Genomic DNA, 15,300 nt, shown 5'->3' on the forward strand with positions numbered 1-15,300 from the left:
CGCGGCGGAGCGACTCCCCGGTCCGCGCACAAAGGCGGCAGCCGCCGGATTCCGTTTTACCTGCGCCCGCTCGCGGCTGATCACGGTCGCCTGATCTCGCGCATCACCCTGGCGGTCCTGCTGTTACTGCTGGTACTTTTGCAGGTGAGGCTGTGGTCGAACGCTGACGGCATCTCCGGCATCTGGCGCCTCAATTACGAGATCGCGCGCCAGCAGCAGGAAAATGAGGTCCTGCGCGAGCGTAACGAGGCGCTTGAGGCCGAGGTGGTTGACCTGAAACAGGGTGAGGCGGCGGTGGAAGAGCGCGCGCGCGCCGAGCTCGGCATGATCCGCAAGGACGAAACCTTCTTCCAGACCGTGGAACCCTGAGGGAACGGCATGACGGACGCACAGAACACCACCGTCGCCGACCAGGATCCGGCCTACTGGGTAGTTATCCCCGCGGCGGGTTGCGGCAACCGCATGGGCGCCGGCGTGCCCAAGCAATACCTCGAACTTGCCGGCCGCACCGTCATCGAACATACCCTCGCGTTGTTTTCCGGCCATCCGCTGGTCGCCGGCATCGTGGTGGCGCTGCCGCCGAACGACACGGAATGGACGCGGCTGGCCCCGCCAACAGTCTGCCCGCTGGATACGGTGACGGGCGGCGCGGACCGCCATATCTCCGTGCTCAACGCCCTGCGCCGCCTGAGCGTGCTGGGGCAGCCGAACGACTGGGTGCTGGTGCATGACGCCGCGCGGCCGTGCCTGCGCCGCGCCGATCTCGATCGCCTGATCGCCATGCTGCAGGACCATCCGGTCGGCGGCCTGCTCGGCGTGCCGGTACCCGATACCCTGAAGCGCGTCGACACGCGCGGCGACGTGATCGAGACGCTGGCGCGCGAGGGCGTATGGCGCGCGTTGACGCCGCAGATGTTCCGGCTCGGCGCGCTGCGGACCGCACTCGAGGCGGCCGTCGCGGGCGGACGCGCAGTAACCGACGAGGCAGGCGCGATGGAGCATGCCGGCCACGCCGTGCGCATGGTGGAAGGACACGCCGACAACATCAAGATCACCGCGCCGGGAGACCTCGCACTCGCCGAGGTATTCCTGCGCCGGAGACAGGAAGAAGGAGAATGACGCGCATCGGCTGCGGCTACGACGCGCACCGCTTCGTGCCGGACCGGCCGCTCGTCATCGGCGGGGTCGAGATCCCGTATGAGCTCGGTCTGCTCGCGCATTCCGACGGCGATGTGCTGATCCACGCCCTGTGTGACGCGCTGCTCGGCGCCGCCGGACTCGGCGACATCGGCCGCCACTTCCCGGACAATTCGGCGGAATTCGCCGGCATCGACAGCCGCATCCTGCTGCGGCGCGTGCTGGAACAGCTGCGCCAGCGCGGCTACGGCATCGTCAACGTCGATGCCACGCTGATCGCGCAGAAACCGAAGTTCGCCCCCTACATCGACTCCATGACCGCCATCCTCGCCGCCGACCTCGGCCTTCCCATCGACTGCGTCAACGTCAAGGCCACCACGACCGAGGGCATGGGGTTTACCGGAAGGGCGGAGGGTGTCGCGGCGTATGCGGTGGTCTTATTGGAAGAAAGAGAAGAACGGGGACAGATTTAAAATCTGTCCCCTCAACTCCGGAACCGGAAGGGGACGGATTTGAAATCCATCCCCGGATGGGGTATCTCAGGCGTTGGCCTGCGCCAGCTTCACCCGCTGTTCATACGCCTCGCGCGCGATGCGGATGTCTTCGAGAAAATAGGGCAGTTCCTTCATCAGCAGCGCCTGCGGGCCGTCAACCAGGGCCTTGCTCGGCTCGGGGTGGAAGTCGACCAGTACCATGTTGGCGCCGGCGACGATCCCCTGGGCGGTGACGTGCATGAGGTCGAGGATGCCGTCCGGGTTGCGCGTGCGCGCGCCGACCGAGTGTGACGGGTCGATGCACACCGGCATGCGCGTCAGGCGCTTGATCACGGGCACGTGGGCGAAGTCGACGAAGTTGCGGTGCGGGTCGCCCATGTTGGTCTTCATGCCGCGCAGGCCGAAGATCACCTTGCGGTTGCCCTCGCTGGCGAGGTATTCCGCTGCGTTGAGCGATTCCTCCAGCGTGATGCCGAAACCGCGCTTGAGCAGCACCGGGAACTCGTGCTGACGGCCGGTGAACTTGAGCAGCTCGAAGTTCTGCGTGTTGCGCGTGCCGATCTGCAGCATGATGCCGGTCGGATTTCCAGTCTGCTCGAGTGCCGCCTTGATCTCCATGATATGGGCCTCGTGCGTCACCTCCATCGCGATGCACTTGATGCCGTACTTGCCCGCCAGCTCGAACACGTAGGGCAGGCACTTCTTGCCGTGGCCCTGGAAGGAATACGGATTGGTGCGCGGCTTGTAGGCGCCCATGCGCGTGCACACCTGGCCGTTCTCCTGCAGTGCCTTCAGCATGCGCTCGACATGCTCGGGCGTATCGACGGCGCACAGCCCGGCGAAGACGTGCAGCGTATCCTGGCCAAAGCGCAGACCGTTGTATTCGAACGAGGTGGGGCGGTTGTCGCCCTTGTGGCGGCCGAGCACACGGTATTCCTCCGACACGCGCACCACGCGCTCGACACACGGCAGCACGGACATCTCCGCCTCGTTGAGTGCGAGGGTGTCACCGATCAGGTAGATCTCGGTCAGGGTCTGCTTCGTGCCGACCTCCTGGTGGATGCGCGACTGGATGTTCGGCAGGTTCTCCAGGTGGTTCATCAGCTGGCGGAACTCGGCGCCGTTGCGGTCGGTGTTGGAGGAAAGGATCAGGATCATGTGGTGGTTACCTATTATGTGTTTGGGTAATTTCTTATGGATAACGCTTAATGTACATTCCGGTGAGGCGTGAGGAGTTAGGTGAAGAGAAAGAATATAAACTATTAATTTACTAAGTGCTTGACGGGAAAAATAAGCCCGGGAAGCATTACGCCTCACGCCTCACGCCTCACGCCTCACGCCTCACGCCTCACGCCTCACGCCTCACGCCTCACGCCTAATCCCTGAACCTCCGCGTCAGATCTCCATACGCATCGATGCGGCGGTCGCGCAGGTAGGGCCACATCCTCCGCACTGCCTCACTGCGTGCGCGGTCGATCTCGACGACGAGCACTGCCGGTTCGGCGGCGGCCGCCTCGGCGAGGATCTCGCCCTGCGGTCCGCACACGAAGCTGCCGCCCCAGAATTCAATGCCGTCAGACTGGCCGGACGGATCCATCTCGCGGCCGACGCGGTTGCAGGCGGCGACCGGAAGGCCGTTGGCGATCGCATGCGCGCGCTGTATGGTGCGCCACGCATCACGCTGACGCGAGCGTTCTGTCTCGCCGTCGCGCGGGTCCCAGCCGATGGCGGTCGGGTAGAGCAGGATATCGGCGCCAGCCAGCGCCATCAGGCGCGCCGCCTCCGGATACCACTGGTCCCAGCATACCAGCACGCCCAGCCGCCCGACCGAGGTGTTGACCGGCATGAAGCCGAGGTCGCCCGGCGTGAAATAGAATTTTTCGTAGTAGCCCGGGTCGTCCGGGATGTGCATCTTGCGGTATGTACCGGCCAGTGTACCGTCGCGCTCGAGCACGACGGCGGTGTTGTGATAGAGCCCGCTCGCGCGGCGCTCGAATACCGAACCGACGATTACCACGCGGAGCTCGGCGGCGAGGGCGGCGAGGGCGCGCGTGCTCGGCCCCGACGGGATCGGCTCCGCCAGGTCGAAGGCGGCGGGGTCCTCGGTCTGGCAGAAGTAGGGGCCGGCATGGAGCTCCTGCAGCAGGACGAGGTCGGCGCCGCGCGCCGCGGCGGCACGGATGCCCTCCGCGCTGTGCGCGAGGTTGTCCGCGCGGTCGGCGCCGCAGGCGTGCTGGACCAGTCCGAGTTTGAGCGAGGCAGAGGTCATGGATGCGGCTTCATCATCGAATTCCTGCCGCCGCGTCTGAGAGCACGCCGGCGGGAATCTGCATCGTAGCACAGTGCAGGCTGCCGTTCTGCGAGATCAGGGGGAGGCACGGGATGTCGATGATCGCGCGGCCGGGAAAGCAGTCGGCGAGGCGGTCGAGGGCGACCTGGTCGGCGGGATCGCCGTATACCGGCACGAGCACCGCGTCGTTGACGATGAGGAAGTTGGCATAGCTCGCCGCCAGCCGCCGGCCGTCGCGGTCGCGCCTGGGCTGTGGCAGCGGCAGCGGTACCAGCGTATAAGGCTGGCCGGCGGCATCGCGCAGCGCGGCCAGTTCCGCCGCCATCGCCCGCAGCTCCGGGTAATGTTCATCTGCCGGATTATCGCAGGCCGCATAGGCGATGGTGCGCTCGTCGCAGAAGCGCGCCAGCTGGTCGATGTGGCTGTCGGTGTCGTCGCCGGCGAGCCAGCCGTGTTTGAGCCACAGCAGTCGCGTGACGCCGAGCTCCTCTTTAATGAATCCTTCGATGCGTTCCTGTGTCCAGCCGGGATTGCGCGTCGGCGCGAGCAGGCATTGCGTGGTGGTGAGCAGTGTGCCGTTGCCGTCACTTTCGAGGCTGCCGCCCTCCAGCACGAAGTCCGAGCGGCGCAGCGGCGTGGCGCCGAAGGCGCCCTGCGCGTGCAGGCGGCGCGTGATCTCGTTGTCCGCCGCCGCCTCGTATTTGCCGCCCCAGCCGTTGAAGGTGAAGTCGCACAGCACCGGCCGGGCGTGTTCGAGCAGGGTGATCGGGCCGTGGTCGCGCACCCAGACGTCGTTCGACGGGGCGGTGTAGAAGCGCACCGCTTCCATGCGGGCGCGGACATGTTCGAGCTGTGTTGCGATATGGTCGCGGTGCGCATCGTCGCGGCAGGTGATGATCACCTGTTCGTGGCGGCTGATGCACGCGGCGATGGCGGCGAACACCGGCTCGACGCCGGTGAGTTCCGATTGCCAGTCACTGTCGGCGTACGGCCAGGTCAGCATGACCGCGTCCTGCGGTTCCCATTCGGCCGGCAGGCGGCGCGGACTGGCGGTGGAGGGTATTGTCATGATCCTGGGTCACGCCCGCGGCGCGGCTTCTGAAGAAGCCGCATATGATGCCATCAAACGCCCGCCCTGTCTCCAGCCGGGGAGTGCGGGCGCGGGGGTGGGGCGGACTCAGGGTTTGGGCGGACGCGGGACGACGCTGTGGATGACGTACTGGCGTTCGAAATACACGGTGCCGGCCGGATACACCCAGCGCGTGATCGGAGGGTCGCCGACCGCGGGCAGGATCTGGACGGGCTTGCCAAAGGACTGTTCCACCACGCTCATGGTCATGCCACGGTCGGGCAGCGCGGAGACGGTGGTGTCAGCCGGTGCGCCCTGTACAGCAGCCGTCGCGAGCAGCAGTGCCGCGGCAGGGATCAGGCGTGTGAGATAGGGTGATAATTTCATGCGCAACACTCCCGGTTCGTGACGGGCCTGTAGGGAAGCGGCGGCGGAAGTAAAGTCTTTAAGACGACGGGACGGAGAAAAGACGCCCGTCACAAAACCCGCCCTGATCAGGGCGAATCCGAGAATTTCACGCAGTTGCGCCCACCCGCCTTGGCGGCGTAGAGCGCGGTATCGGCCTTCTCGAACAGGCCCTCGCTGTTGTCGCCCTTGCTGAAACAGGCTACGCCGAGGCTGATCGTGACGGCGATCCTGTGGTCACAGTAGTGGAGTTCACTGGCCTCTATCGCGCCGCGGATGCGTTCGGCGAGCAGCATCGCGCCCTGTTTACCGGTATTGCTCAGCAGGATGAGGAATTCCTCGCCGCCGGAGCGGAACAGGACGTCGGTGCGGCGCGTGCAGTCGGTGAGCGTCTCGGCGACGGCCTTGAGGACGTAATCACCCGCGAGGTGCCCGTAGGTGTCGTTGATCAGCTTGAAATGATCGATGTCCGCCGCGATCAGCGACAGCGAGTTGCCGTGCCGGCGCGCGAGTTCGGTCTCGCGGATGAGCGCGCTGTTCATCGCGGCACGGTTGTTGACGCCGGTGAGCGGATCTGTGAGCGCCGCCGTGAGTGCGTGCCGGTACATGATGGCGTTGCGCAGGGGATACACCAGGCAGCAGAGCAGGTGCTCGATCAGGTGGGTCTCGTTGACCGTGAACTTCTTGCGCCGCGTCAGGACCAGCTGGCCGAGCGACTGTGCCGCCACCACCAGCTGATAGGAACAGGAATGCTTCTCGGACTTGCCGTGAGATACCGCGATCTGCAGCGGTTTGTATTCGAAGCTGATGCTGTTATGGGGAACGAGACCGTGGATCTGCTGGGAAAAGACTTCGATCAGCTGGTCGATATCGAGCGTCGTCTGCAGCATGCCGGCGATCTGCAGCGCCTTGGCGGTCCCTTCGGGCAGGCCCGCATCGGTCTCGATGGCACTGGACATCAGGGCCAGGTTACCCAGCTCGTAGACCGGTTCGCTGCTGTCCTTTTTCCTTTGTTGCGGCATCGATGAGTCTCCCTCCCTTCTCATCGCAGGTATCCAATGCGTAACATAGCAACATCCGTGCCAGCGTCTATCGGAACGGAATCTTTCTTGGATTTTAGAAAGTTAGGGAATGTGTTTGATATTCTTAGCACACTCCTCCGATGAAGAAAATAGGCGGCGACGGGCATGGCTCGCCAACAAACCGGCGGCGGGCGCAGCCTCTCCTGACGTCCTCATGCAGCAGATGCAATTAATCCACTGAATGAATTCTGACTTTTCTCCCGGTCATCCCTGCTGAGACAGAGCCGGCCGTATACCGGACTTGCCCGCCGCCGCCCCCCTGCGCATGATAGTGCGGCAGGTCAGGACAACATCATCGCCATTGGCGCCAGGGAAGGTGCACATGCAAAGGATCCCGCTTCATTCGGTGGAGGAGCTGTTGCGACTGGTGGACGGCCGCAGGCCGCCGCCCGACCGGCCGCTCGGCAGCATCCTGCTCGAATCCAAACTCATCAATCCGGCCCAGCTGGACCAGGCCCTGGCCCGCCAGCGGCAGGAGCGCAGCAAACACCTCGGACGCATACTGATCGAAAGCGGGCAGCTCAGCGTCGGGCAGATCAACGAGGCGCTCGCCAGCAAATTCGGCATTCCCTGTGTCGTGCTCGAATACCTGCAACTGGATGCCGCCGTGCTGGCGCGGTTGCCCGCCGAGTTCGCCGTGCAGCATTCGGTGCTTCCGCTGGCCGAGAGTGGCGAGCGGCTGATCGTGGCGCTCGAGAACCCGCTCGATGCCGCCACGCTGGAGCTGATCCGCTTCAACACCGGCGCCAGCGTGGTCCCGGTGCTGGCCGCGGCGGAGGACATCGCGCTCGCCCACAACCGGTATTATTCGCAGGCCGACGAGGATGAGGCGCTGGAGGTGGCCAGGCCGGATGCGCCGCCCGACGACGCGGACGCCGAAGCGTCCGCGGATCCGTCCACGCGCGAAGCGACGCGCAAGCCCATCGTCCGCCTGCTGAGCGCCGTCATACTGCAAGGCATCATGCGACGCGCCTCCGACATCAATATCCGCCCGGATCGCGATCGCGTCGGCGTCTATTACCGGATCGACGGCAGCCTGCAGTACGCGCGCGCTCTGCACAAATCGCTGCTCCCGGCCCTGGTGAGCCGGGTCAAGATCATCGGCCACATGAACATTGCCGAACGCCGCCTGCCGCAGGAGGGTAACGCGAGGCTGCATCGCGGCGGGCGCGACATTGACCTGCGCATCTCGGTGATCCCCACGGTGAACGGAGAGAGCGTGGTGATCCGCATCCTCGACAAGGAGGTCGGCCTCAAGCCGTTCATGCAGCTCGGCCTGCCGGAGCGCGAGGCCGGCCATATGCTGCGCATCCTGCAGCGCCCGCACGGCCTGCTGCTGGTCGCCGGCCCGACCGGCTCGGGAAAATCGACCACATTGTACGCACTGTTGAACGAGATCCGCACCACGGGCGCCCATATCCTGAGCGTGGAGGATCCGGTCGAATACGGCATGGACGGCGTCGAGCAGGTGCAGATCGCGGACAGGATCGGCCTGGGTTTCGCCGAGGTGCTGCGCCGGTTCCTGCGCCACGATCCGGATGTGATCATGGTCGGCGAGATCCGCGACGGCAAGACCGCCGCCATCGCCTGCCAGGCCGCGCTGACCGGCCATCTGGTGTTGAGCACGCTGCACACGAACAGCGCGCCCGACACCGTCACCCGGCTGATCGACATGGGGATGGAGCCGTACATTCTGGCGTCGATCCTCCTTGGCGTGATGTCACAGCGCCTGATCCGGCTGAACTGCACCCGGTGCAGCCACCCGGAGGAGGCGGGCGCCCTGCCGCCTCATCCGGTGCGGGGTCAGGGGTGGGGACGTGGTGAGTTCCGGCGCGGCGCCGGCTGCGCCGCCTGCAACTTCACCGGCTATGCGGGGCGCTGCGTCATCTGCGAGGTGCTGCCCGTCACCCCGGAGATCGCCGCCCTCATCGGGTCCGGCGCCCCGGCCGCGGCGCTGGCCGCGCTGGCGCGGGAACAGGGTATGACGCCCCTGCTGGGGCAGGCGCTGCAGCTGGCCCGCGAGGGTCGGACCTCCCTCGAAGAGGCGCTGGCGGTTGCCGGCGCATGAGATGCCGGATGCCCGGATCGCCCGCAGCCCGGACTGCCGGGTTAGGGATATAATGAGTGCCATCATGCCCGGACGGTTGCGGCAGACCGGCCTCCTAGCGGGAGTTTCGTCATGCGGTATCCCAGTATCTACAGCCATCCTTTCATCCTGGCGCTTGTATTGCTGTGTGCCGGCTGCAGCGGCGAAGGCGGCATCGGTGGCGGTTCAGCTGCCACTGCCACCGGAGTGCTCAAGGATGCGAATGTCTCCGGACTGAGTTATCGCTCCGGGGAGGAAGAGGGAGAGACCGGCGTTGACGGCAGCTTTTCCTATGAGGTGGGACGGGACGTGACCTTCTCCATCGGGGAGCTGATCGTAGGCACCGCCCCCGGACAGGACGTGATCACACCCATCGATTTTGTCCAGGCCGGCGGGGTGAATTCGGCCGCGGTCATCAACATCGTCAGATTCCTGCTGTGGCTCGATGAGGACGCCGTTCCCGCGAACGGGATTGAGATCAGCGAGGAACTGCGCGAGCACGCCGAAGTGACGCCGTCGATCTGGAATCCGGTCAGCTTCAATGTCAGCGAGGGCGTTTTCAATTCGGAACTGGACCTGCTCTTCTTCGACATGAACATTTTTCGAGGACCGCGCTCCCTGCCTACGGCGACAGAGGCGAGGAACCATATGACCGCGACATTGCAGTGCCTGCGCTCGGGCGCCTTCCGCGGGACGCTCGTCGGCGATGATAGCGGCGACTTCGGGGTGATGATTGATGCGGCGACGGGCGAACTGCGGGGGTTTGCCACGCGTAACCTGAGCCAGACCCTGATCGGTCTGGAGGGGACCTCGCCCGTCAGTCTGGATCAGCAGGCCTTTTTTATCAGCGGTGATACCAATCCGAACACCACCTTCATGGGACGCATGCTTGATGCGGACTCCGTGACCGGCGCGTGGCAGATTGCGGCGGCGCAGCAGATCGACGGCACCTTCCAGGGGGAAAGGATCGGCGGCGACGACGCCGCCGTCTATCGTTTCACCGCGACCTATGAAGGCGCGGACAGCGGGATATACACTTTCGATATCAACGCGGCCGGTAACGTGACCGGTGTGGCATACAGCGTGGAAGGTGATGTGCTGACGACCCTGTCGGGCACCCTGGACGGGAATGTGAGCATCACCGCCGAAACCGGGAACCAGCTCGACATCGTGGCGGATGTCGGTCTGGCGGCCGGCACGTTGAACGGATTCGATACCCAGGGCAACACCATCACCGGGAGCGGCTGCCGACTCAACTAGGGAAGTTCCGATTAATTCGTCATGCCCGCGCAGGCGGACATCCAGGCCCTTGAATTACTGGATTCCTGCTTTCGCGGGAGTGACAACCAGGTAATGATTCAGAGTTTCCTTGGAGGATTTCCGGTGCCCCGGTTGTAGCGCCGGCCACGGTCAACGCTGTCGTGGATTCCCGACGATGCCGCCGGCAGCGGAGGACGGGTGCCGCACAGTCCTGCGGGGTGCGCGGGAATATTTTATCCGCCTCCTTGACTCCCTTCTCCTTTCCCTAGCATTCTTACTAGCGGTTCGCAGCGGGGATTGCCATGGCTGCAGGAGGAACGGGAGGCTAGATGGTCGCGGCATACGGCGGGCGCGGTGTGGGTCCGCATATCGAGGTCAGACCGGCGGAGACGCGGGATGCGCACACGCTGGCGCAGATCGAACGGCGCTGTTTCGATCCGTCAGTCTATGGCCATCTCCTGATGAGTGAAGCTGAATTCACGCGCATGGTCGGGCGTTCGCGCTCGAGCCTGATCGTCGCCGAGATAGACGGCAGGCTGGCCGGTTATGCCGCCGTCTTCTTCGTTCGCCAGAAACGTCTGTCCTGGTTTTATTCACATGCGGTGGATGAGGAGTTCCGCGGCATGGGCGTCGGTACGCGCCTGTTCCGCTGCGCGGAACAACAGGCCGTTGCCAACGATTGTCCCTGCATGATCCTCGAGATCCGCGGCAAGAGGGAGCTGTTCCAGCGCTATACACGCTACGGCTATAGCGTGATCAGGGAGATCCCGGGATTCTATCCCGACGGCAGCACCGCGATACGCATGGGCAAGCTGCTGACGGCGGAAGACGCCCCGGCGAACACGCGGGATCCCGCCCCGATACTGGCGGCGATCTAGGGGACAGATTTTCAATCTGTCCCCATACCAGCAGGGGGCGGACTCCCAGTCCGTCCCTCCGCATTATTCCCCAAAATCCCCCGCGCGCATTCCAGCCCGCTGCGCACCGCGCCTTCGAGTGTCGAGGGGTAACCCGTCGCGACCGCGTCCCCGGCCAGCCAGCAGGCCTCCACGGGCGTCTCCACCTGCGGGCGCAGGGCGTTGATGCCATAGCGGCTGAGGAAGGTGGCGCGCTTCTCGCACAGGGTGAATACCCGTTCCGGTGCCGGCCAGTGCGGAAAACACACCTCCAGTTCGGCGGCGACGCGCCGCTGCAGCTCCCCGCGCTCCAGTTGCATATGTTCGCCCGGCCCGCTGATGACCGCGGCGATGAGCCCGGGTTCAAGGCTGCTGCCGAGATCGAACACCCACTGGGCGAGCGCGCCGTGAAGCCCGACCATCGGATGCGGGAGGCGGGCGGAGGGTGGGTAGTGCAGGTACAGGGTGCAGACGGGCGAGAATTCGAAGTGCGCCAGGCGATCCGTCAGCGCGTGGAGAGGGGCGCAATCCTCGATCAGGCGCAGGCAGGCCGTCGGCGGCAGGGCGAGGATGACGTGGTCGGCGGCCAGGCGGGTGCCATCCGCGAGCAGGACGGCCGCGATCCTGCCGCGCGCGACCTCGAGACCGGCGGCGCGCGTACCCAGCATGATGCGGCCTCCGCGCGCTTCGATGAAACGCCGCGCCGGCTCGGGAAGCGCGTCGGCCAGCCCGGCACGCGGCAGCAGCAGGTCGCTGTCGCGGCGGTCGTAGGCAAAGGCGTCGCGCAGCACGCGCAGGAAGATCTCGGCCGAGGCCTCGTGCAGCGGCGTGTTGAGCGCGGCAAGACAGACCGGCTCCCACAACCTAGCGATCAGTTCAGGTGACTGGCGGTGGCGAAACAGCAGTTCCTGTACCGAGTAGTCGAGGTCCAGATTCCGGGATCGCGCCGCGGCGAGGCAGAATTTCAGCGCGTTCCATTTGTCGGCGCCGCTCATGCCCTCGGCGCCGAGCAGCCCGCCGAGCAGGTGGAACGGCGCGGGCAGCGCGGCGAGCCTGAGTCGCAACGGCGGGGAGGAGCGGACGGACAGCGAGACGAGCTCGAACGGGCGGCGTTCGAACACGGTATCCTCCGCCACGCCCATCGCGGCAAGCAGGCCGAGGATGCCGTGGTAGGCGCCGATCAGCAGGTGCTGCCCGCTGTCATATTCGCGTCCGTGATAGCTGACGCGGGCGGCGCGGCCACCGAGGCGTCCCGCGGCCTCGATCAGCGTGACCGCGGCGCCGTTGCGGCACAGCTCCACGGCGGCGGCGAGGCCGGACCAGCCGCCGCCCACGATGATCACGTGCGTCATGTCAGTCCGCCGTCGCCGTGATCCGCTTCCTGTGCTGCCGCTTTTCCTGCTGCACGGTCTTCCAGGCCAGCCACAGCTTGCGTACGGGCGTCAGGCTGACGCGGTGCTCGAGCACGTTGTAGTCGTCTGCGGCGATCTCCTTCAGGGTTTCTAGGTAGATCGCGGCCATGGCGAGGCCGCCGCGCTGGGAAAAACGGTCGGCCGCAGGAAGCAGCTCGAAGGCCTTGCGGTAATAGAGCCTGGCGCGGTCCGCCTGGAAACGCAGCAGGGCGCGGATGCGTTCGTTGGTCTGGCTGCCCATGATCTCGTTGATGCCGACGGCGAAGCGGCGCAGCTCGTCGAGCGGGATGTAGAGCCGTCTGCGCTGGCTGTCCTCGCGCACGTCGCGCAGGATGTTGGTGAGCTGGAACGCGGTGCCGAGATTGTGGGCGTATTTCAGCGTCGCGCGGTCGGTATAGCCGAAGATCTCCGCCGACATCAGGCCGACCATGCTGGCCACGCGGTGGCAGTACAGCGAGAGGTCCTTGAAGCTCTCGTAGGTGTCGTGATCGAGATCCATCTCCATGCCGTCGATGATCTCGAGGAAGTGCTCGGCCGGCAGGTTGAAGCGCTGGATGGGAGCGGCGAGCGCGCGCGTCACGGGGTGCTGGGGACCACCGGCGAACAGGCGGCCGATCTCCTCGCGCCACCACGCCAGCTTGCCGCGCGCGACCTGCGGATCGATGCGTGAATCGACGATGTCATCGACCTCGCGACAGAAGGCATACAGGGCGATGATCGCGCGCCGCTGGTCCGGCGGCAGGAACAGGAAACCGTAGTAAAAACTGGAGCCGCTGCGGGCGGCCTTCTGCTGGCAGTACTGGTCCGGGGTCATGGCGGGGAAGATACAGGAAAACTTCAAAAAAACACAGGACTGAGGACTGTGGACCTGGGACTAAGTAAAACAATAAAACGTGTTGGTATTGTAGCCCGGATGCAGGCGTGGAGCGCCGTAATCCGGGATAATATAAAGACTCCCGGATTCCGCTGCGCTCCATCCGGGCTACGATTTGATCATTTACTTAGTCCTCAGTCCTGTCTTTTCAGAGCGTCACACACCACCCCCACCCAGTCCATTCGCGTCAAACGAGGTCTGCTGAACACATCCACCCGTTCCTCGGCAAGCTTGTCCAGCACGCGCCGGGCACCGGACAGGATCAGGCGCAGCTCGAGGCCGAGGCGGCCGCGCAGTTCCCGGCCGAGCGGCGCCCCAGTGGCGTACAGGGCGCGGATACGGACGACCTGAAGTTCGACGAGGCGCAGCATGGCGGCGTCGGTGCGTCCCGCGGAGATGGCGTCCTCGCCGACGCCGCAGGCACGCATGTCGTCCTGGGGCAGGTAGATGCGGCCGCATTCATGGTAGTCCTGTCCGATGTCCTGCAGGAAGTTGATCAGCTGCAGCGCGCTGCACACGGCATCGGAGCGGGCAAGCCGGTCGGGGGTGGCTTCGCCGTAAAGGTGCAGCAGCAGTCGTCCGACGGGATTGGCCGAGCGGCGGCAGTAATCCATCATCTCGGCGAAATCGGCGTAGCGCTTCCTGGTCACGTCCTGGCGGAAGGCATCGAGCAGCTCATGGAACAGCGTGAGAGGCAGCCGGTACTCCCGGCAGGCAGCGCCCAGCGCGATGAATACAGGGTCATCGCCGGGTGCATCCTGCGGATCGCCGGCAGCCATGACATCGAGCCGGCGGCCATATTCCTCCAGCAAGGCCAGACGTTCTTCCGGCGTGCGCGTGCCCTCGTCCGCGAAGTCATCCGCCGTGCGCGCGAAGGCGTAGACGGCGGCGACAGGACCGCGCAGGTGCGCAGGTACTATGCGCGAGGCGACGGGGAAGTTTTCATAATGGCGGCGGGCGAGGTCGAGACAATAGCTGTAGGCTTCGCGCACCCGCGCCGGGGCGGGAGAGGCGGACATCACTCGCCCGGGGTCTCTTCGGCCATGCGCCGTACGCCCTGTTCGATCTGTTCCGGGACGTCGAGCGGCTTTGTCGCGCTGATGCCGAGCTCGGTGAACTTGCGCGCGCCGCTCAGCACCTGGCGCTCATACGAGCCCACTGCCTTGTTGTAGGCGTCGAGACCGCCGCCGAGGTGGCGGCCGAGCTTCGCCAGGTGTTCGCCGAAGGTGACAAGCCGTTTGTAGAGGTCCTCGCCGAGGTCGCGGATGCGTTCCGCGTTCTCGGTGATCGCCTGCTGGTTCCAGCCGAAGGCGATCGCGCGCAGCAGCGCGACCAGGCTGGTCGGGGTGGCAAGGATGACCTTCTTGCTCAGCGCCTCCTCGAGCAGCCCGGGGTCGTGGTCGAGCGCAGCGCCCAGGAACTGTTCGCCCGGGATGAACAGCACGACAAAGTCGGGGCTGCGCTTGAACTGGCTCCAGTACGCCTTGCCGGCGAGTTCCTGCACACGCTCGCGCACCTTGCGGCTGTGGCGCTCCAGGTGCTGGCGGCGGGTCGCGTCGTCCGGCGCCTCGAACGCGCTGATGTAGGCGTCGAGCGGCGTCTTCACGTCGACCACGATCTCGCGGCCGCCCGGCATGCGCACGATCATGTCGGGTCGGATGGCGCCGGTATCGGTGGCGGTGTGCTCCTGCTCATAGAAATCACAGTGCTGCACCATGCCGGCGAGCTCGACCAGGCGGCGCAGCGTCAGCTCGCCCCATTGTCCGCGCACCTCGGGGCGGCGCAGCGCCTGCACCAGGTTGCGCGTCTCTCCGTGCAGCAGCTGCTGGGTCTGGGCGAGCGACTCAAGATGCTTGCTGATCGAGCCGTAGGCCTCCTTGCGTTCGTGCTCGATCTCGCGGATCTGGCTGCGCGTCTTCTCCAGCAGCTCCTTGATGGGCGCGACCAGGTGTTCGATCGCCTGTTCCTTCTTCGACAGTTCGCCCTCGGCCTGGATGTGGAACTGTTTGAGCTTTTCCTGCGCCAGGCGCAGGAATTCGGCGTTGTTGTGCTTCAGCGCCTCGCTCGAGAGCGCCGTGAAGGTGTCGCTCAGTTGCGTACGCGCCTGTTCCAGCGCCTGCAGCTTTTCCTGCGCGGACCTGCGTTCGATCTCCAGGGTGGTGCCCAGTTCGACAAGGCGAAGCTCCAGCACAGTATGGCGCCGCTGGGCATGCAGGCGTGCCAGCGAGAAACCGGCGAAGAAGGCGACGAGGATCGCGACGCCCGCGATGATCAGGCTGTCCACCGTCATGGGTC

At 65.4% G+C, this 15,300-nt stretch carries 15 protein-coding genes; 6 read left to right on the plus strand and 9 right to left on the minus strand.

Annotated features, from left to right (window positions below; translation table 11 throughout):
• The first annotated feature begins 93 nt into the window (after positions 1-93).
• Genes ftsB through ispF form a run of 3 tightly spaced genes read left to right on the plus strand, consistent with a single transcriptional unit; the run spans position 94 to position 1,610 of the window.
• The gene (gene ftsB / locus IPK65_09175; GenBank protein ID MBK8163298.1) at positions 94-369 is read left to right on the plus strand and encodes a cell division protein FtsB; all 276 of its coding nucleotides are present in this window, start codon (positions 94-96) and stop codon (positions 367-369) included.
• A gap of 9 nt (positions 370-378) precedes the next feature.
• The gene (gene ispD, locus IPK65_09180) at positions 379-1,119 is read left to right on the plus strand and encodes a 2-C-methyl-D-erythritol 4-phosphate cytidylyltransferase (GenBank protein ID MBK8163299.1); all 741 of its coding nucleotides are present in this window, start codon (positions 379-381) and stop codon (positions 1,117-1,119) included.
• Positions 1,116-1,610: a 2-C-methyl-D-erythritol 2,4-cyclodiphosphate synthase gene (ispF, locus tag IPK65_09185; GenBank protein ID MBK8163300.1), complete on the plus strand. Its 495-nt coding sequence runs from the start codon at positions 1,116-1,118 to the stop codon at positions 1,608-1,610. Before ispD ends, ispF begins: the two co-directional genes overlap by 4 nt.
• Before the next feature lie 66 nt (positions 1,611-1,676).
• On the opposite strand, the gene IPK65_09190 is transcribed toward ispF, so the two are convergent.
• From IPK65_09190 to IPK65_09210, 5 genes are all read right to left on the minus strand, one after another.
• Entirely contained in the window at positions 1,677-2,789 is a 1,113-nt protein-coding gene (locus IPK65_09190; GenBank protein ID MBK8163301.1) for a 3-deoxy-7-phosphoheptulonate synthase, read from the minus strand.
• Positions 2,790-3,006: 217 nt separating this feature from the next.
• Positions 3,007-3,900 (minus strand): carbon-nitrogen hydrolase, encoded by an 894-nt coding sequence (locus IPK65_09195; protein ID MBK8163302.1) that lies wholly within the window; start codon positions 3,898-3,900, stop codon positions 3,007-3,009.
• 13 nt (positions 3,901-3,913) lie between these two features.
• On the minus strand, positions 3,914-4,990 hold the full coding sequence (locus IPK65_09200) for an agmatine deiminase family protein (protein MBK8163303.1): 1,077 nt from the start codon (positions 4,988-4,990) through the stop codon (positions 3,914-3,916).
• Positions 4,991-5,098: 108 nt separating this feature from the next.
• Positions 5,099-5,377, minus strand: a complete 279-nt coding sequence (locus tag IPK65_09205; protein ID MBK8163304.1) for a hypothetical protein — start codon at positions 5,375-5,377, stop codon at positions 5,099-5,101.
• 107 nt (positions 5,378-5,484) lie between these two features.
• The gene (locus IPK65_09210; protein ID MBK8163305.1) at positions 5,485-6,417 is read right to left on the minus strand and encodes a GGDEF domain-containing protein; all 933 of its coding nucleotides are present in this window, start codon (positions 6,415-6,417) and stop codon (positions 5,485-5,487) included.
• A gap of 382 nt (positions 6,418-6,799) precedes the next feature.
• Between IPK65_09210 and tadA the strand changes: the two genes are divergently transcribed.
• The 3 genes from tadA (at position 6,800) to IPK65_09225 (ending at position 10,701) form a co-directional block, all read left to right on the plus strand.
• Positions 6,800-8,545, plus strand: a complete 1,746-nt coding sequence (gene tadA / locus IPK65_09215) for a Flp pilus assembly complex ATPase component TadA (GenBank protein ID MBK8163306.1) — start codon at positions 6,800-6,802, stop codon at positions 8,543-8,545.
• A gap of 111 nt (positions 8,546-8,656) precedes the next feature.
• Entirely contained in the window at positions 8,657-9,823 is a 1,167-nt protein-coding gene (locus IPK65_09220) for a hypothetical protein (GenBank protein MBK8163307.1), read from the plus strand.
• 329 nt (positions 9,824-10,152) lie between these two features.
• Positions 10,153-10,701, plus strand: a complete 549-nt coding sequence (locus tag IPK65_09225; protein MBK8163308.1) for a GNAT family N-acetyltransferase — start codon at positions 10,153-10,155, stop codon at positions 10,699-10,701.
• Between the two features lie 11 nt (positions 10,702-10,712).
• Here the strand turns inward: IPK65_09225 and IPK65_09230 are convergent, their stop codons facing one another.
• From IPK65_09230 to rmuC, 4 genes are all read right to left on the minus strand, one after another.
• Positions 10,713-12,071: an FAD-dependent oxidoreductase gene (locus IPK65_09230; GenBank protein MBK8163309.1), complete on the minus strand. Its 1,359-nt coding sequence runs from the start codon at positions 12,069-12,071 to the stop codon at positions 10,713-10,715.
• A gap of 1 nt (position 12,072) precedes the next feature.
• Positions 12,073-12,945, minus strand: coding sequence for a presqualene diphosphate synthase HpnD (gene hpnD / locus IPK65_09235; protein MBK8163310.1), 873 nt, complete (start codon positions 12,943-12,945; stop codon positions 12,073-12,075).
• 194 nt (positions 12,946-13,139) lie between these two features.
• Positions 13,140-14,024 carry a squalene synthase HpnC gene (hpnC, locus tag IPK65_09240; protein MBK8163311.1) on the minus strand — a complete coding sequence of 295 codons (885 nt, stop codon included), beginning with the start codon at positions 14,022-14,024 and terminating at the stop codon, positions 13,140-13,142.
• On the minus strand, positions 14,024-15,295 hold the full coding sequence (rmuC, locus tag IPK65_09245) for a DNA recombination protein RmuC (GenBank protein ID MBK8163312.1): 1,272 nt from the start codon (positions 15,293-15,295) through the stop codon (positions 14,024-14,026). The genes hpnC and rmuC overlap by 1 nt, the downstream gene beginning before the upstream one ends.
• Positions 15,296-15,300 lie beyond the last annotated feature (5 nt).

The sequence above is a fragment of the Gammaproteobacteria bacterium genome (assembly GCA_016712635.1).
In the GTDB taxonomy this organism is placed as follows: domain Bacteria; phylum Pseudomonadota; class Gammaproteobacteria; order SZUA-140; family SZUA-140; genus JADJWH01.